We start from the raw sequence: 17,127 nt of genomic DNA, 5'->3' as shown, positions 1-17,127 counted from the left end.
CGTATGGGGCCTGCGCGCGATCACTGGGTGTAGGCGCCCAGAATTGCCAGTGCCTCGGGCGAGGCAGTTGCCGTCATGCTTTGCAGCATTGTCGCGCCGATGGTTTGCAGGCCGTTTACCAGCTCTACCGAAGGCTCAACCACGGTGATGCCGTTATCGGCCATGACTTGGGTTTTCTCGGCTGCCTCGGCTGCGGACATTTCCCAGCCGCGTGTTTCGGCAATGGCTGCTGCCTCTAGCACGGCGGTTTGGACATCTGTATCCAGACGGTCAAAGGCGCGCTGGCTGACGACGATGATGTTCTTTGGCAGCCATGCGTTGATCGGCGTGTAGTGCGACACGAAATCCCACGCAGTGGAGTTGGCACCGGTCGAGGGCGAGGTGATCATCGCATCAACCTGACCGGTTGCGAATGCCTGCGGGATGTCTGGTGCCTCAACCTGTACGGGGGCTGCACCGGCGAGCTGGGCGAATTCCTCAAGCTGGGCGTTATATGCGCGGAACCGCAGACCGGACAGATCGCCAACTGTTTCGATTTCGCCATTGGTGTACAGGCCCTGTGCCGGCCATGGAACGGCGAACAGCGGCATCAGGCCCTGTTCAGCCAGCAGTTCTGTCACGACGGGGCGCTGTGCATCCCACAGGGCCATGCCATCCTCGTAGGAGGTCGCGAGGAAGGGCTGGCTGTCCAGACCGAATGCCGCGTTTTCGTTGTTCAACTGCGACAGCAGGAATTCACCTGCGGGTACCTGACGGGAACGGACAGCGTTCTTGATTTCGGAATGCGGGAACAGCGATCCGGCGGAATGCACGGTGATGTCCAGCCCGCCATCGGTGGCGGCGCGCACGTCATCTGCGAATTGCATGATGTTGACGGTGTGGAATGTGGAATCGCCGTATGGCGTTGGCATGTCCCATCCCTCGGCCAGGGTTGGTGTTGCGGCTGCCATCATAGCGGCGGTGAGGATTGCATACTTCATGTTGGACTTCCTGTCTTTTGACATGTTGCTATCATTACGTTGACAAATTGTCATCGTTAAGAAATCAATGCAACACATTCTTGGGCCGGTTTTGGAGATGAGGCAATGAGCGAGCGGGTAGAAGCCAAATGGGAATTCTGGATCGACCGTGGCGGCACCTTCACCGACATTGTCGGGCGGGCACCGGACGGGACGCTGCACACGGATAAATTGCTGTCGGAAAACCCCGAGCAATATCTGGATGCCGCGGTTGAGGGCATTCGCCGTATGCTGGGCATCGCGGCGAGGGATGACATTCCCGCAGGCATGATCGCCGCCGTAAAGATGGGCACCACCGTTGCCACCAATGCCCTGCTGGAGCGTAAGGGCACGCCCACCGCATTGGTCATCACGCAGGGTTTCGCTGACCTGCCGCGCATCGGGTATCAGACCCGCCCACGTCTGTTCGATCTGGATATCAAGCTGCCGGAACTGTTGCACAATCACACGATTGAGGCGCAGGAGCGGTTGGACGCCGAGGGCGAAATCCTGACTGTGCTGGACGAGGATACCCTGCGCCGTGATCTGCAACAGGCCCGCATGGCGGGGGCTGAGGCCGTGGCGATTGCCTTCCTGCATGCATGGCTAAACCCCGTGCATGAGGTCCGCGCCGCAGAAATCGCGTGTGAGGTCGGCTTTACCCAAGTATCCACCAGTCACGAAACATCGCGCCTGATCCGCATCGTTCCACGTTGTGACACCACGGTTGCGGATGCCTATCTGTCGCCGGTTCTGCGTCGGTATATTGATCGGGTCGCACAGGCGCTGGGCCATGGGGCGGATCGGTTGATGTTTATGCAATCCAGCGGCGGTTTGACCGATGCGGACCTGTTTCAGGGCCGTGATTCAATCCTGTCCGGCCCTGCTGGCGGTATTGTGGGCATGGCGCGCACAGGGGCGGAGGCCAATCTGGACCGCCTGATCGGGTTCGATATGGGCGGCACCTCCACCGATGTCAGCCATTATGCCGGCGCCTATGAGCGTAGTTTCGAGACCGAGGTTGCAGGTGTGCGCCTATGCGCGCCGATGATGGATATTCATACGGTGGCGGCGGGCGGTGGTTCGATCCTGTCCTTCCGCGATGGTCGTTATCTGGTTGGCCCTGAAAGCGCCGGCGCTGATCCCGGACCGGCCTGTTATCGCCGTGGTGGTCCGCTGACCGTGACCGATGCGAATGTGATGCTGGGAAAGCTGGACCCAGATCATTTCCCCACTGTGTTCGGACCGAATGGCGACCTGCCGCTGGATGTGGATGCTGTGCGCAGCAAATTCGCGACGCTGGCAGGTGAGATTGCCGCCACCACTGGCGAGGTTTTGACGCCGGAGCAGGTGGCCGAGGGCTTCCTCGCCGTTGCCGTGGACAATATGGCGCGCGCAATCCGGCGTATCGGGACGGAGCGTGGGCATGACCTTGCCGATTATACGCTGGCCTCCTTTGGCGGGGCAGGTGGGCAACATGCGTGCTTGGTGGCCGAGGCTTTGGGTATGACCCGCGTTATGCTGCACCCCTTGGCCGGTGTTTTGTCGGCCTATGGCATGGGCTTGGCCGATATCCGGTCCCTACAGGAACGCCAGTTCGACGCGCCCCTATCGGATGCGGTTGAGGCGGCTGAAACCCTGGACGCGATGGCGGCAAAGGCGATGAGCGAACTGTTGCAGCAGGGCATTTCCGCCGAGCAGGCCAAGGTCTCGCGCCGTGTGCGCCTGCGCTATGACGGGTCCGAGCAGGGGTTGGAGGTGAAATTCCAGCGTCATGACGCCATGGCCGTTGATTTCGCCGCTGCACACCGCGCCCGCTTTGGTTTCGATCTGCCCGACCGTGCGATCCTGTTCGATATGCTGATAGCGGAGGCCGTGGGCGAAACCGGTGCAGGTGAAACACCTATGCTGACCGGCGATCAGGCGGGCGTTGCTGTGGCCAGCCTGTCCGTGTGGAAGGGTGACGCGCGCAGGCCGGTTGCGCTGTATAATCGTGCACAGCTGATCGCCGGACAGGTGGTTGATGGTCCCGCAGTGCTAAGCGAGGCGACAGGAACCACCGTGATTGAGCCCGGCTGGCAGGCCACCGTCGATGCACGGGGCACATTGTTGCTGCAACAGGTCAGCGCCGCACCGCGGCCCGTTGGCGATACCTCCGCCGACCCTGTGCGGTTGGAACTGTATAACAACCTGTTCATGTCTGTCGCGGAACGGATGGGCGCGACCCTCGCCCTGACCGCGCAATCGGTGAACATTAAGGAGCGTTACGATTTTTCCTGCGCGGTGTTTGATGCGGCGGGCAATCTGGTGGCGAATGCGCCGCATGTGCCGGTGCACCTGGGATCGATGTCCGATTCCGTTCGGACCGTGATTGAGGTTGCAGGCGCGGACGTCGCCCATGGCGATGCGTGGATGCTGAACTCACCCTATCGCGGTGGCACGCATTTGCCTGACATCACGATCATCACGCCTGTCTTTGTTGAGGGTGAGCTCTCGTTCTGGACCGCATCGCGTGGCCACCATGCCGATATTGGCGGTCGCACGCCGGGATCTGCCCCGCCCGATTCGCGGCATATCGAGGAAGAAGGCGTCCTGATCGACCCTGTGCGTGTCATGACGACAGGTACGCTGGACGAGGGATTGATCCGTGGCATTCTGGGTGGAGCGAAATACCCCGCGCGAAATCCCGATCAGAACCTTGCGGATTTGGGTGCACAGATTGCGGCCAATGAAACAGGGCGTCAGGCCTTGGTTGAGACTTGTGCCCATCACGGGGCCGCTGTTGTGCGGGCCTATGCGGGCCATGTGCAGGATAATGCCGAGGCAGCAGTGCGCGGCGTGATCGGTGAACTGCGCGACGGCACATGCGATTACGAGCTGGATCACGGCGCGCATATCAAGGTTGCTGTGCGCGTCGATGCCGATGGCCGTGGTGCGGAGGTTGATTTCACTGGAACCTCTGCCCAGCATGATGGCAATTACAACGCGCCGTTCTCCATCGCCTGCGCAGTTGTGCTTTATGTGTTCCGCACCTTGGTCGGGCGGGACATGCCGATGAACGAGGGCTGTCTGAAGCCGATCCGCATCATCGCGCCGCTGCGCTCCATGGTGAATCCGGTTGCCCCTGCTGCGGTGATTTCCGGCAATACCGAGGTCAGCCAGTCCATTGCCGATTGTCTATATCAGGCGCTGGGTGTGATTGCGGGATCGCAGGGCACCATGAACAACTTCGTTTGGGGTACTGAGGCATTCCAGAACTACGAAACCATCGCCGGTGGTTGTGGCGCCGGACCGGGCTGGAATGGTGCCAGCGCTGTGCAGAGCCATATGACCAATACCCGCATGACTGATCCGGAGGTTCTGGAGCGTCGCTTCCCTGTGCGTCTGGATCATCTGGCCATTCGGCGCGGGTCCGGTGGTGCGGGGCAGTGGATCGGTGGCAACGGAATGGATCGCCAGTTGCGGTTCCTCGTCCCTGCGACGGTCACAACCCTGACCTCGCATCGTCGTGTTGCCCCTGCCGGTGCGGCGGGTGGTGCAGATGGTGCGCTCGGGGTGAATGCGGTGATCCGTGCCGATGGGACCCGGCAGGTGCTGGGCGCGAATGTCGAGGTTCAACTGGCCCCAGGCGACGCATTCCACATGCTGACACCCGGTGCCGGTGGTTGGGGTCAATGGCAGGAATAATGCACACTATTGGGCGGGCCACATGGCCTGCCCAATACGGCCTAGGCCTCTAGCATCCGGCGCAGCAGTTCCACATCATCGGCGATCTGGCTGTCGTTTTGCTTTAGCTCTTCCACACGCTTTACCGCGTGGATCACCGTGGTGTGGTCGCGGCCACCAAACTTGCGACCGATTTCGGGCAAGCTTTTGGAGGTCAGCGTTTTTGCCAGATACATCGCCACCTGACGGGGGCGGGCCACAACGCGGGCGCGGCGGGCGGACATCAGGTCGTTCATGCGCAGGTGGTAATATTCGGCCACCTTTCGCATGATTTCCTCAATCGTTACCTTCCGCTCGGATGCGCGCAGCAGGTCCGTTAGGCATTCATGGGTCATGTCCAGGTCGATATGGCGCCCAACCAGCGACGCAAAGGCGTAGAGCCGTGTCAGCGCCCCCTCAAGGACACGCACGTTCGAGCTGATGCGATGGGCGAGGAAGTCGATGACCTTGGGATCAATCGTGACATTGGGATGCTGTGCGCGCTGTGTGTCCAGCTTTGCCTGCAAGATGCCCAAGCGTAGTTCGTAATCGGTCGGGTGGATATCCGCGACAAGGCCCCATTGCAGGCGCGACTTGATGCGATCCTCCATCCCGTCAATTTCCCCCGGCGCACGGTCGGCGGAGATGATGACCTGCTTGTTCTGGTCGATCAGTGCGTTGAAGGTGTGGAAGAACTCCTCCTGCGTAGAATCCTTGCCTGCGATGAATTGCACATCGTCCACCATCAGCACATCGACGGAGCGGAACATCTGCTTGAACGAGATTGTATCGCGGAACCGCAATGCCTGAACAAAGCGGTACATGAACTGTTCCGCGCTGAGGTAGAGCACGCGGAAACCGGGGTTATCCTCCTGCAACTTCCACGCGATGGCATGCATCAGGTGGGTTTTACCCAAGCCTACGCCGCCATACAGCACCAGCGGGTTGAACGCGACCTCGCCCCCCTCCGCCACGCGGCGCGCGGCCGCATGGGCCAGCTCGTTGGGTTTACCCACAACGAAGCTGTCAAAGGTAAAGCGTGGGTCCAGTGGTGAGCCGGGCAGTTCCTCATCACCGGTCTGGGGCGCTGCAACCTGCGCGGCTGGTGCGCTGCGGGGTTGGGGGGCTGCCTTTTGAACGGCGGGGTTCACGCTGAAATTCAGGCGGGTGACGCTGTATCCCTCACGCGCGAAGGATGTGCGGATGCGTTCGCCGTAATTGCGATCGACCCAACGGCCGATGAAGCTGGTCGGGGCTGCGAAATGCGCGATGCCCTGATCAATGCGGTCCAGCGATAGCGGGTCGATCCAGCTTTGATAAGCTTCCTTCCCGATCGTAGACTTCATATCCGTGCAAATGCGCCCCCAGGCATCCGTGTCCGACATCATTCGTCCCATCAAAAATCCGGTCTTACCGAACCACGCATCAGGCGGAACGGCAGGCAAAATACAGTTGCGATGCGGACTATAGACAGCCCGCCTATGCGATCAGGTTTGTCGCCAAGGTAGTGCAGCAGCCTTCCAGCCGTTGACGTGCCCGCGATGGGCAGAAGGGTCTAGATCCCCCTCGAATCCCTCAGCAACATTAATGCAGCGAATGTCCCTGCCTGCGTCGGACATTTGCTGCGCAATCATCTGTGCCGCATTGTGCGACCGCGCGCCGGAGCGACAGATGAACAACAACGTATCGGGAATTTCCCCGCCAAGCTGTTGGGTCAGTTCCTGGGAAAAGGCGGAATTTACGGCCATGTCCGGGAATTGCATCCACTGTACCAGTGCGATTGCATTGCCCAGCTCCCTCGTGTCGGGGATGCCTACAAAATTCCACTCCGCCTGGGTGCGCACGTCAACCAGAACTGCCGCAGGGTTTGACCGCAATGTGTCGTAAGCGTCTTGCGGTTTCATCTGCTCTATCTGCGGCACGTTATGCTCTCCTCTGGTCTTTCGACTCTGCGTTTTGGTTTCGCGAAGCTAGTCCGAGTCGGGGTCTTCACACAAGTGAAACCACCGAAAATTTCAGCTAACTCTTTCGTATTAAACGAAAAAAATCATAAACATAGTTTCCGTTGGAAACGAATTCCTAACGGGTCATTCAGATCGGATTCTTGGGTGGAGCCGTATCTGGGTGTTCTGAGAACTTACGGATTGGGTGCGATTCGAACAACAGGACTGAATGCGGAACATTCAGGTTGGTGGTCGAAGTGACGTTGGGGAGGGCGGTTTTAACGAAAAGGGCGCATCCGTAGATGCGCCCCTCGAATTGCTATCGCTGTCAGCGAATGGCTTATGCCATTGCCTTAACGCGGCTGGTAAGCCGGGAAACTTTGCGCGATGCGGTGTTCTTGTGGATCACGCCTTTGGTCACGCCACGCATGATCTCTGGCTGTGCGTCCTGCAGTGCGGATTTCGCAACGGCCTGATCGCCACCGGCAATCGCCTCCTCAACCTTACGCAGGAAGGTGCGAATACGCGAACGGCGCGCTTTGTTTACTTCGGTGCGGCGCTCGAGCTGGCGCACGCGCTTTTTAGCGGAAGGCGTATTTGCCATGTTTGATTCCGGTTCTTTTAGTTCAAAGATGAGCCGCGCAAATACACCCGCATCCATGGCCTGTCAACGCCCATGGATGTGAATGGCCTATCTGTCGCGGAATTTAGGGGTACGTTTCTCTGCAAAAGCGGCCATTCCTTCGGATTGGTCCTCAGTTGCGAACAGGGAATGGAAGACCCGACGCTCGAATAGCAGTCCCTCACGCTGAGTCGTTTCATAGGCGCGGTTGACTGATTCTTTCACAGCCATCGCGGTGATCTGCGATTTCTCGGCGATCTTGCCTGCTGTCTTTAGCGCATCGTCTAGCAACTCCTTGGCCGGTACAACGCGCGACACGAGGCCGGAACGCTCCGCTTCCTCAGAATCCATGAAGCGACCCGTCAGGTTCATCTCCATCGCCTTGGACTTACCCACCAGGCGGGTCAAACGCTGTGTTCCACCGATGCCTGCCATAACGCCGAGATTGATTTCGGGTTGGCCGAACTTCGCCGTGTCAGAGCAGATGATGAAATCGCACATCATTGCCAGCTCACATCCACCGCCCAAGGCAAAGCCGGAAACGGCTGCGATGATCGGTTTGCGGGTGCGACTGATGGATTCAGTCTGATCGGTGAAATAATCGGATCCGAACATATCCACGAAGGATTTCTCGGACATTTCCTTGATATCAGCACCGGCGGCAAATGCCTTTTCCGATCCGGTGATAACAATGGCCCGCACGTTCTCGTCGCGGTCCCATGCCTTCAACACAGCAGCCAGCTCATCCAGCATTTGTGCGTTCAGCGCGTTCAGCGCATCGGGGCGGTTCAGTTTGATAAGACCGACATAGTCGGACACGTCGGTTATCAACATCTCATAGGCCATGCGAAATTCCTTTCCCTTGCCATCCGGGGCCGATTTGAAACGGCTAGCGAATGATTGCAAGTTGTTTCAGTCACTACCCCTGACATACCGGGCAGTGAAAACTGGACCTGCCCGACTGTACCAACCGCTCAATCCGGGCTGTGCAACCGGGGGTGCGGCAGGGTTCGCCCTCGCGTCCATAGACCGCAAAAGAGTGTTGAAAATAGCCAAGTTCACCGTTTGCCTGCCGGTAGTCGCGCAGGCTGGAGCCGCCCGCCGCAATCGCATCGTTCAGCACGTCACGAATGATCCGCGTCAGGGTCGCAATTTGCCGTGATGTAATATCGCGCGCCTGCCGTGTCGGGCTGATTCCGGCGCGCCACAGCGCCTCGCAAACATAGATATTTCCCAGCCCCGCCACGATTCGTTGATCCAGAAGCGCGGATTTAATCGGTGTTGCACGGCCTGCCAGCTTTGCCGCCAGATAGGATTCGGAGAACATATTGTCGAAGGGTTCCGGCCCTAGAACCGCGATCAGCTTGTGCTCATCCAACGCATCCGTTGCCACCAAATCCATCGCGCCAAAGCGGCGGGCATCGTTGAAGCTGATGCGGGTTCCGTCCTCCATATCAAACACGACGTGGTCATGTTTGGCGGGTGCGGGGTGGTGATGGTGGAATGCGCCGGGGGTGGTTGTACCGGATGTGCTTGTGTCAGATGGGCCGGCAATCAACATGCGGCCCGACATGCCCAGATGCACGATCAATGTCTCACCACGGTCCAGATCCATCAGGATGTACTTTGAACGGCGGTTTAAGCGCTCGATCCGCGCACCGGTTAGTCGTTCGGCCATACGTTCGGGAAAGGGCCAGCGCAGGTCGGGGCGGCGGATATCAGCGTGCACAATCACGCGCCCCTGCATGACGGGGGTTAATCCGCGACGCACGGTTTCGACCTCTGGCAGTTCGGGCATTGCGATAACCTCCGGCTTAATTGACCCCATCTAGGGGCGGCGTGCGATACGTGCAATCACTGCGACGCCAAACCACGCTTTCCAATCGCGCGCCAATCGCTAGGTTGCACATTAACACGCACGCGATGGAGCAGCACATGTCTGACGATCAGAAAACAACGCATTTCGGTTTTCAGGATGTGCCTGAGGACGAAAAAGCCGGAAAGGTCCACGGGGTCTTTACCTCCGTCGCGTCGAAATACGACGTGATGAACGATGTGATGAGCATGGGCATCCACCGTGTCTGGAAAGATGCGATGATGGATTGGCTGGCGCCGCGCCCCTATCAGCACTTGCTGGATGTTGCCGGTGGTACGGGCGATGTGTCGTTCCGGTTCCTAAAACGTGGCGGCGGACAGGCGACTGTTTGCGATATGACCGCCTCGATGCTGGAAGAGGGCAAGAAACGCCCCGAGGCACAGGACGCCCCGATGGACTGGATCGTAGGTGATGCGATGAACCTGCCCTTCGAGGATAGTACCTTTGACGTTTACACCATCAGCTTTGGCATTCGGAACGTGACGCGCCCGCAGGAGGCATTGGCCGAGGCGTACCGCGTTCTGAAGCCCGGTGGCCGGCTGATGTGTCTGGAATTCAGCCACATTCCCAACGACATGCTGCAAAAGGCTTACGACGCCTATTCCTTCAACGTGATCCCCCGCATGGGTAAGATTATCGCCGATGATTCCGAGAGCTATCAGTACCTCGTCGAGTCCATTCGCAAGTTTCCCGATCAGGACACCTTTGCCAGCATGATCCGTCAGGAAGGGTTTGAGAACGCCGCTTATCGCAACCTGACAATGGGTATCGCCTGCCTGCATTCGGGGTGGAAGATTTGAACCCCGTTTCCAACCTATGGCGGTTGATCCGCACGGGCGCGACGTTTGAGCGGACAGGTGCGCTGGACGTTGCGATGAGAGAGCTTGGCGCGCCGCGTCCCCTGCGGATTGCGGCAAAGACGATCATGTGGCCGGTGCAATGGCTGGGCGAACGGGGCGACCCGACGCAACCGCCTGTGGTGCGCGCGATCACCGCATTGGGCCCGTCCTATATCAAGCTGGGCCAGATCCTATCCACACGCCCCGACGTGACGGGCGTTGACCTTAGCCGCGAGCTGAAGGTGTTACAGGATCAGTTGCCTCCGTTCAATCTGGCCTCCGCACGGGCGGAGGTGGAGCGAGAGCTGGGCGCGCCGGTTGATGTGTTGTTCAGCGAATTCAGCGCGCCGGTTGCCGCCGCATCCATCGCGCAGGTCCACAGGGCGCGTGTTGCCGCCACGGGGCGTGAGGTTGCGGTGAAAATCCGTCGTCCCGGCATCGCCCGTGCCTTTGCCCGCGATATCAACGCCTTCTATTTCGCCGCGCGCACGATCGAGCTGCTATCGCCAAAATCGCGCCGCCTGAAACCGACCGAGGTCATCGCCCATTTCGACGGGGTCGTTCGGCAGGAGCTGGACTTCCGGCTGGAAGCATCAGCAGGTGCGGAATTCGCCGCCAATTCGGCGCAGGATGATGGCTTTCGGGTGCCTGAGATCATCTGGCCCCTCTCCGCGCACAGCGTGATGACCGCTGAATGGATCGAGGGCACAAATCTGGGCGAGGTTGAGACGCTGCGCGAACGCGGCGTCAATATGGAGCAGATGGGCGCGCGGATCGTTCAGGTCTTTCTAGGGCACGCCCTGCGCGACGGATTTTTCCACGCCGATATGCATCAGGGCAACCTGAAGGTTGGGCCGGAGGGAGATCTGGTCGCCCTTGATTTCGGCATTATGGGCCGGATCGATCCCTATGCGCGCCGCGTTTACGCAGAAATCCTGTACGGTTTCCTCAGCAAGAACTACATGCGCGTGGCCGAGGTGCATTTCGAGGCAGGATATGTCCCCGCCGATCAGGATATGGAGGCATTTGCGCAGGCCCTGCGTGCGGTTGCCGAACCGATCTTTGGTCAGGATGCGTCGCATATCTCCATGGCGCGGCTGCTGGCGCATTTGTTCGATGTGACGGAACGGTTCGGCATGGAAACCCGCACCGAGCTGATCCTGCTGCAACGCACGATGGTTGTGGTTGAGGGGGTTGGCCGCTCACTGGACCCGAATATGAACATGTGGTCCGTGGCGCAGCCGGTGGTCGAGGCCTATATCCGCGACAATATCGGGCCCAAGGCAGTGCTGCGTGACCTTGCCGCAACGGTCCGCGTTCTGTCCCGCTTTGGCCCGCTATTGCCCCACATGGCCGAGGATGCCCTGATCCGCAGGAACAACCCACAACCCGAAGGGCGCAACCGTTCGGGGCGCGGGCGTGACAACCTGATGATGCTGAGCGCCGGTGTTCTGCTGGGCGCGGCTGCGGTTATTGCCGGCGTATTGATTGGGCAAGGGCTGTAAGCTCGGCCTGTAATGCCTCACGATAAATTTCGTGCCCCTGTTCGACCCGCCACTGGCAGTGGCAGGCGATGCGCCACCGCAGCGGTGCAATCGCATCATCGGGCAGGGGGCCGTAACCGGCGCTAAAGGCGGCGATCTCATCGGCACCTGGTACGCGGCCCTGTGCGATGACTTGCATCGCGGGGGACAGGAACAGCGCGATGTCATGCAGGGCTGGTCCACGTGCGGGGCATTGCCAGTCGATCAGCCGCGCCTGCCCTGCGTGCATCACAATATTGCCGCCCACCGGATCGCCATGCAAAAACACATCGGGTCCGGTCATGGGCTGCGCGGCTGGCATGACTGTGCTTAGGTTGCGATCCCTGCACATCTGCAAGATTTTCTGACCGTCCTGTAGGGCGCATCGGGGGGCGACGGGCAGTGGCGGTGGCGTCTGGGCGTGCAAGTCGCGCAGGGCCTTACCAGCCGCCATAAACTGCCCATCCCATGTGGTGCCGTCGATATATTCCGTCACCACTGCATCAGGAAACCGGCGAATTGCGCGTGGTGCTAGACCAGTACCGGAAAGGGCTGTCAGGGCGGTCCACTCCGCATCGGGGTCGCGGGCAAACAGGCGCGGTGCTGTTGTTCTGTCCGCAATGCGCACTGTCATGGCGGGTTGATCATCTACGGCGACGTGCCAAACATGGTGGCTCAAACCGCCGGTCAGCGGCGTCCAGACCCCGCCAAGTTCTGCATACAATATGTCGGGCGGCATCATCACTGTAATATCTTGACCCTTTGCCCCGCCACAAGCTGCGCATCGGGGGCAAGATTGTTGAGGGCAAGGAACCGCTGCAATGGAAAATCATCACCGCGCATCATAGCTGCAAGATCGCGCACTGTTTGCCCCTGCGTGACAGTCACAACACGCAGCCGTGTTGGCACAAGATCGGCGCGCTGGTTGGCCGGAATTATGCGGATGCTCGGAATTGTTGCGAACAGGCTGTCCATTGCGGCTGTATCGTCTTGGGGCGCGATCATCACAAATTCCAGCATCTCCAAACCGGCCTGAACCGCGACCAGCCGCAGCAATTGCGGGCCCTGTAGGCTGCTGATCGGCATCTCTACATATGCGACCTGTCGGCCATTAATGGATTGGTTGACCACATCGGTTGGAGCCGCAGTGAAATCGGCGGGGCCGATAGAGGGCAGCCATAGATCGAAAAGATAGTCGCTCGGAGTAAACCCCCGTGCGCGGCTGCGTAGAAAGTTCAGATAGCGGCCATCATCCCCAACGGCCCTTACCGCCAGTGCGGTTACATCAATGCTTAAGCCGGTCGGCGCGGAAAAGGACAATCCGGTTTGTGGGTCAATCCATCGGTTGTTCCGAACAAAGCCATTACGCCCGTCCGTCCCCCAGATCATTCCGTCTACCACATCCATATGCGCGTCGCGCCCCAGATCACCGCCACCTGCGGACGGTAAGGCGGCACGAACGGCGGCAAGGCGGCTGGCTGATGCGGGATGGCTCGCCAACACTCCGGTCCGGGTCGGATCATAGTCGCGCCCTGCGACTTGGGCCTCAATCGTGCCGTGGGTGATCATCGCTTCTAGAAAGTCGGCCATCGCCACAGGCGCATAGCCGGCATTCTGCAAATAGATCAGACCCAGACGATCAGCATCAGCTTCCTGCAAGCGTGTGAACGCAGCGAAGCCGTCAGCATATGCTGCTGTATCCACAACATGCTTGTCGTCAATTCTATCACGATCAGCGTTTCGAATATGCTCCGCGCGTTCCTGTGAGTGGTTCGCCGTGAGATGGGCAATCTCATGTGCCATAACCGCTGCCACCTCGGCCTCGTTATTCGCCAACATCACCAAGCCACGTGTCACGTAGATTGCACCTCCGTCCAAAACGAATGCATTCACCAGTGGCGTATCCAGAACGTAGATTTGCCAATCATCACGCGCAGCCGGTGTTGCCGCAATGATGCGCTGTCCAACCTGCTGCACGTAGTCATATAGCTGCCGATCCCGCGTCAGGCCGTTATTCTGTAATAAAATGAGGCCGTGCTCTTCTCGAAAGCTATCCTGATCAGTGATAGGTACACACCCGATAAACCCCAGAAGGCCAGTCAACAGGAAGGGTATAAATTTGAGCATATACAAGGTCCTTTGAGGGTCATCAGACCTCACAACCGTAGCCACTCCTTAAGCATAGTGAAAGCCCGCGTAGGTGCTGTGCGATGATTGACGATCCGCTGCCCATGGGGCAGTGTCCCGCGCGATGGCCCCGTGGCTCAACTGGATAGAGCAGCCCCCTCCTAAGGGGCAGGTTACTGGTTCGAATCCAGTCGGGGTCACCAACACCTTTTTAAACGGGAACTTGGTGGGGTCTTGCTTGTACACATGGCGTTTGGGCGCCGTGCAGGCAGGTGCCCACTAAGGTGAATATGCGATTCTTTGGAGTAGTAAATGGTGCCGCTGATAGGACTCGAACCTACTACCCCATCATTACGAATGATGTGCTCTACCAGATGAGCTACAGCGGCAACGGGCTGTGATTAGCGATTGCAACGGATCTGTGCAAGAGAAATCAAGCGGGTTTTACCTGCTCTGTTTCGCGATTTTCAGCCGCCGCTGCGAGGTCTATTTCATCCGTCGCAGCATCGTCGATTTCGCCCATATCAGTTGGTTCATCTGCCTCAGGCTCAGCGTCGGAGCCGAGGATTCCGGTGATGACTGGCAGCATTGCGGCACTGTCGGAACGGCTGGCCGCGGTTTGGGGCAACTCCAGCCAGTCGATGGTATCAAAGGCGTCGCAGTTTGAGCATGTGGCGGACCATTCGGCATGGGTTGTGCGGCAGTTGGAGCAGACCCATTGCGGGCCTTGTGGCGCCGACAGTGCCTTAGCCAACCAGCCGCGAACCACTTTGTCCTCCGAGCCTTCTCCACGCTCCACAGCGGCCATGATGGCCAGTGCGCGTGTGGTTGGGGCTGTCGTGGCAAGATCGCCCATGGCGCGACGTGCGGCGGGGAAATCCTCCTGCGCTATTGCCAGCTCGGCGTGCAGCATCTTTGTTTCGGGGTTTTCTGGATGTGCCTTTAGCAGTGGCTCGAACCGCTTGCGACGGTCAGCGGGCGACTCGTCCGGCACCAGTGCTGCAAAGGCGGCAGCAATGTCGGGATGTGGTGCGATTTTCCACGTCTTGAGCAAGGTTCGCTGTGCCGCCCGCGGGCTGCCACGGTGCTGGTGCACCCGCGCCGCTGTGATGGCGGCGGGAACGTGGCTGGGAGTCAGGCGATGTGCCTCTAGCGCGGCATCCCCTGCATTGCTGAAATCATGCTGAACGATCGATTCCTGAGCGGAGGCGAGGGTCAGCATCGCATCGCGGCGGTTTGCAACATCACGCGGCAGGGCGCTGGCCTTTACCTGAGCGGCCAGAGTGCGCCGTGCGCCGCCCCATTCGGCCTGCTCCGTTTGCAGTGAGAAAAGCGTGCTCAGCAGTCCCTCGTGGCGTGGGCGGATGGCAAATGCCTTTTCCGCCAACTTCAGTGCGGTTTCCGTCTCACCCTTGGCTAAACGCTGTCGCATCAGGCCGTGAATGCCAACAAAGCGGGTGCGCCCGTCGGTCAGCATCGCCTTGTACTGTTCCTCCGCCTGATGATGATCGCCTGCTTCCTCAGCCGCCTGTGCGGTGACGAGACGCGTTAGTTCGGGGCGGTCCAGCAGCCTGTCTGCCTTTTTCGCGCGGGCCAGTGCGCCCTTACCATCGCCCGAGGCGTTCAGCATCATCGCCTCAGCCAAGGCGTGGAAGCCGCGACGTTCGCGATTACGGTCGAAAAAGCGGGACAACGCGGTTTCGTCACCAGTCAGGAACCGCAGCGTTGCAATCAGCAGGCCGGCCAGTTTCAGCAGGATCAGGAACACGATCATGGCGATGATCAGGACGATCAGTACCTCGACCGGTTCGAACGGATATTCACGCCCGCCAACAGCAAGCGTTAGCCCGCCATCCTGATCCATGACGTAGATCACGCCAAAGGCTGCGGCCGTGACCAGCGCCACGAAGAGGATGATTTTCAGCAGGGACCAGAGCATCAATATGTTCCTCTAGAATCAGTTACTTGCATCCAGCCGGTCGGCCAGAATGGTATAGGCGGTAAGGGCCTCATGACGCGCGCGCAGATCGGCGGTCCATGGGGAAAGAGTATCGGCAGCGGCACCTGTTAGCTGCTCTGCCTCGGTCAATGCGGCGCCCAGATCACCACGGCGTAAACGGGCCTCGACCCGCGACAGGATCGCATCGGCATCATCGCCCTCACGCTCAACCAAGGATCGGCCAGAAACGCGGGCGCGCAGGAAGGAGGTGGCGCTGCTCAGAATGCCGTCATCCTCACCCGGTGCAATATCGGCGCGGATCGCCTGATGCGCCAGATTGGGCAGGCGCGCCTCTAGCTCGGCCTGGGTCGTCACGCCTGATGCGGCCAGTGCAGGCAGCGGTGCGGTGATTTCGGTTTGCTCTGCTAGGCGGCCCAGTGGCCCCTCGAACGAGGTGCCGGTGTCCAGCGCGTTTGCTAGCTCAACCATGTCGGCCTGTTCGGAGGCGACGGCGACGCGGGCCTCTGCCTCCGCCTCGGCCTGTGCTACTTCCTCACGGGCGGTGCGCAATTGGCGTTCGGCTGTGGCGGCAACCTCATCAATACGTTGATCCTGTGCGCCGGTACGTGCGGAAACGGCGTCCAGTTCAGCCCGCAAACCGGTCAATGCGGCGGTGAAGGCGTCGATCTCCGCCGCGTTTTGGCCGGTAATCCCGCCCTCACCCGCAGCCAAGCCTGTCAGATCGGTGCGCAGGGCCGAAAACTCTGCGTTCAAACCCTCCAGAAGGGTTTCTGCCTGCGCCAGGCGTTGCTCAATCGGGGCGCCGTCCGCGGCGGCGACTTGATCTGATAGCGCGTTCACATCCTGCGCCAGCGCGGTGATCGTTTCGGCGGTCAGCATTTCGCTTTCCAACACGGCGGCGTTGATCTGCTCGGTTACGCCGTCCGGTGTAAGGCCGGTGTTCAGCGCATTGATCCGCGCGCTCAACCGCGCCTCCAATGCCTCAACCTGTTCCTGTGTTTGCATCTGTGCCGCGCGATTTCCGGGGGTCAGCCATTCGGCCACGGGTGCCATGCCTGAGGGCAAGTGCGGGGCCACCTTTGGCCCGCCCCATAAAACCAGAGCGCCGCCAGCCACCAACAGGAATAGCCAGAACAAAACCCGACCGGCGACGGAGCCGGCTTCCTCGTGATATTCATCATCCGATGAGTCGTGGGGGGCATCAGCAGCGGCTGGTGCGACATAGGCGGGGCTGGTCGGGTCCGAGGTGGAGCGCGCAGTTACATCCGCAGGGGCGCCGCCCCATGGCGTTGTTGCGGCGGCTTCATCGTCAGATGTTTCGGATTCCTCTGTTGCGTCCTGTTCCGCTTCGGGCTCCTCAACAACAGATTCGTCTGTCGTTTCCGTTGCCAGTTCGGCATCCTCAACCTTTGGCGTGATCTGTTCATCATCCACTGTGATATCTGTGGTATCAGTCTGATCGTCAGGGCGCTTGGGGTCGGACATGTCGATAAACTCTCATTCGTCGCGGTTTGTTGTACCGCTTTAGCTAGAC

The 17,127-nt window shown here is 59.8% G+C and carries 13 protein-coding genes and 2 tRNA genes; 4 read left to right on the top strand and 11 right to left on the bottom strand.

The window, feature by feature from the left end:
• Positions 1-20: 20 nt before the first annotated feature.
• Positions 21-980, bottom strand: coding sequence for a TRAP transporter substrate-binding protein (locus CR254_RS13195; RefSeq protein ID WP_097930714.1), 960 nt, complete (start codon positions 978-980; stop codon positions 21-23).
• A 105-nt stretch (positions 981-1,085) separates the two neighbouring features.
• Here CR254_RS13195 and CR254_RS13190 point away from each other — a divergent pair, with 105 nt between their 5' ends.
• Positions 1,086-4,685 carry a hydantoinase B/oxoprolinase family protein gene (locus CR254_RS13190; protein WP_097930712.1) on the top strand — a complete coding sequence of 1,200 codons (3,600 nt, stop codon included), beginning with the start codon at positions 1,086-1,088 and terminating at the stop codon, positions 4,683-4,685.
• Positions 4,686-4,726: 41 nt separating this feature from the next.
• On the opposite strand, the gene dnaA is transcribed toward CR254_RS13190, so the two are convergent.
• From dnaA to mutM, 5 genes are all read right to left on the bottom strand, one after another.
• Positions 4,727-6,100, bottom strand: a complete 1,374-nt coding sequence (dnaA, locus tag CR254_RS13185) for a chromosomal replication initiator protein DnaA (RefSeq protein WP_425440275.1) — start codon at positions 6,098-6,100, stop codon at positions 4,727-4,729.
• Between the two features lie 90 nt (positions 6,101-6,190).
• Positions 6,191-6,607: a rhodanese-like domain-containing protein gene (locus CR254_RS13180; RefSeq protein ID WP_097930836.1), complete on the bottom strand. Its 417-nt coding sequence runs from the start codon at positions 6,605-6,607 to the stop codon at positions 6,191-6,193.
• A gap of 379 nt (positions 6,608-6,986) precedes the next feature.
• Complete coding sequence (gene rpsT, locus CR254_RS13175; RefSeq protein WP_097930835.1) at positions 6,987-7,250, bottom strand: 30S ribosomal protein S20; 264 nt, start codon at positions 7,248-7,250, stop codon at positions 6,987-6,989.
• A gap of 87 nt (positions 7,251-7,337) precedes the next feature.
• A complete protein-coding gene (locus CR254_RS13170; protein WP_097930710.1) occupies positions 7,338-8,114 on the bottom strand; it encodes an enoyl-CoA hydratase in 777 nt (258 codons plus the stop codon).
• 73 nt (positions 8,115-8,187) lie between these two features.
• Positions 8,188-9,066: a bifunctional DNA-formamidopyrimidine glycosylase/DNA-(apurinic or apyrimidinic site) lyase gene (gene mutM / locus CR254_RS13165; RefSeq protein ID WP_097930708.1), complete on the bottom strand. Its 879-nt coding sequence runs from the start codon at positions 9,064-9,066 to the stop codon at positions 8,188-8,190.
• Between the two features lie 137 nt (positions 9,067-9,203).
• On the opposite strand from mutM, the gene ubiE reads away from it, so the two are divergent.
• Both ubiE and ubiB read left to right on the top strand, forming a co-directional pair.
• The gene (gene ubiE, locus CR254_RS13160; protein ID WP_097930706.1) at positions 9,204-9,944 is read left to right on the top strand and encodes a bifunctional demethylmenaquinone methyltransferase/2-methoxy-6-polyprenyl-1,4-benzoquinol methylase UbiE; all 741 of its coding nucleotides are present in this window, start codon (positions 9,204-9,206) and stop codon (positions 9,942-9,944) included.
• Complete coding sequence (gene ubiB / locus CR254_RS13155; RefSeq protein ID WP_097930704.1) at positions 9,941-11,488, top strand: 2-polyprenylphenol 6-hydroxylase; 1,548 nt, start codon at positions 9,941-9,943, stop codon at positions 11,486-11,488. Before ubiE ends, ubiB begins: the two co-directional genes overlap by 4 nt.
• On the opposite strand, the gene CR254_RS13150 is transcribed toward ubiB, so the two are convergent.
• On the bottom strand, positions 11,454-12,248 hold the full coding sequence (locus tag CR254_RS13150; RefSeq protein ID WP_097930702.1) for a phosphotransferase: 795 nt from the start codon (positions 12,246-12,248) through the stop codon (positions 11,454-11,456). The genes ubiB and CR254_RS13150 overlap by 35 nt on opposite strands.
• Positions 12,248-13,633 carry a M48 family metalloprotease gene (locus tag CR254_RS13145; RefSeq protein ID WP_097930700.1) on the bottom strand — a complete coding sequence of 462 codons (1,386 nt, stop codon included), beginning with the start codon at positions 13,631-13,633 and terminating at the stop codon, positions 12,248-12,250. The genes CR254_RS13150 and CR254_RS13145 overlap by 1 nt, the downstream gene beginning before the upstream one ends.
• A 126-nt stretch (positions 13,634-13,759) precedes the next feature.
• On the opposite strand from CR254_RS13145, the gene CR254_RS13140 reads away from it, so the two are divergent.
• Positions 13,760-13,836, top strand: a tRNA-Arg gene (locus tag CR254_RS13140).
• Between the two features lie 110 nt (positions 13,837-13,946).
• Here the strand turns inward: CR254_RS13140 and CR254_RS13135 are convergent.
• The 3 genes from CR254_RS13135 to CR254_RS13125 all read right to left on the bottom strand — a co-directional run bounded on the left by CR254_RS13135 (position 13,947) and on the right by CR254_RS13125 (position 17,078).
• Positions 13,947-14,022: transfer RNA gene (locus CR254_RS13135), tRNA-Thr, on the bottom strand.
• A 44-nt stretch (positions 14,023-14,066) separates the two neighbouring features.
• Complete coding sequence (locus CR254_RS13130; protein WP_097930698.1) at positions 14,067-15,572, bottom strand: heme biosynthesis protein HemY; 1,506 nt, start codon at positions 15,570-15,572, stop codon at positions 14,067-14,069.
• An 18-nt stretch (positions 15,573-15,590) separates the two neighbouring features.
• Positions 15,591-17,078, bottom strand: a complete 1,488-nt coding sequence (locus CR254_RS13125; protein ID WP_097930696.1) for a COG4223 family protein — start codon at positions 17,076-17,078, stop codon at positions 15,591-15,593.
• Positions 17,079-17,127 lie beyond the last annotated feature (49 nt).

The sequence above is a fragment of the Pontivivens marinum genome (assembly GCF_900231835.1).
GTDB classification, from domain to species: domain Bacteria; phylum Pseudomonadota; class Alphaproteobacteria; order Rhodobacterales; family Rhodobacteraceae; genus Pontivivens; species Pontivivens marinum.
Note: the sequence above shows the minus strand (reverse complement) of the source record. Positions and strands in the feature narration are given on the sequence as shown.

Bases quoted from the DNA above. Each gene is read 5' to 3' on its own strand.
- CR254_RS13195 (WP_097930714.1), bottom strand. From the start codon at position 980: ATGAAGTATGCAATCCTCACCGCCGCTATGATGGCAGCCGCAACACCA.
- CR254_RS13145 (WP_097930700.1), bottom strand. From the start codon at position 13,633: ATGCTCAAATTTATACCCTTCCTGTTGACTGGCCTTCTGGGGTTTATC.
- mutM (WP_097930708.1), bottom strand. From the start codon at position 9,066: ATGCCCGAACTGCCAGAGGTCGAAACCGTGCGTCGCGGATTAACCCCC.
- CR254_RS13180 (WP_097930836.1), bottom strand. From the start codon at position 6,607: ATGAAACCGCAAGACGCTTACGACACATTGCGGTCAAACCCTGCGGCA.
- CR254_RS13170 (WP_097930710.1), bottom strand. From the start codon at position 8,114: ATGGCCTATGAGATGTTGATAACCGACGTGTCCGACTATGTCGGTCTT.
- CR254_RS13190 (WP_097930712.1), top strand. From the start codon at position 1,086: ATGAGCGAGCGGGTAGAAGCCAAATGGGAATTCTGGATCGACCGTGGC.
- rpsT (WP_097930835.1), bottom strand. From the start codon at position 7,250: ATGGCAAATACGCCTTCCGCTAAAAAGCGCGTGCGCCAGCTCGAGCGC.
- ubiE (WP_097930706.1), top strand. From the start codon at position 9,204: ATGTCTGACGATCAGAAAACAACGCATTTCGGTTTTCAGGATGTGCCT.
- dnaA (WP_425440275.1), bottom strand. From the start codon at position 6,100: ATGGGACGAATGATGTCGGACACGGATGCCTGGGGGCGCATTTGCACG.
- CR254_RS13125 (WP_097930696.1), bottom strand. From the start codon at position 17,078: ATGTCCGACCCCAAGCGCCCTGACGATCAGACTGATACCACAGATATC.
- CR254_RS13130 (WP_097930698.1), bottom strand. From the start codon at position 15,572: ATGCTCTGGTCCCTGCTGAAAATCATCCTCTTCGTGGCGCTGGTCACG.
- CR254_RS13150 (WP_097930702.1), bottom strand. From the start codon at position 12,248: ATGATGCCGCCCGACATATTGTATGCAGAACTTGGCGGGGTCTGGACG.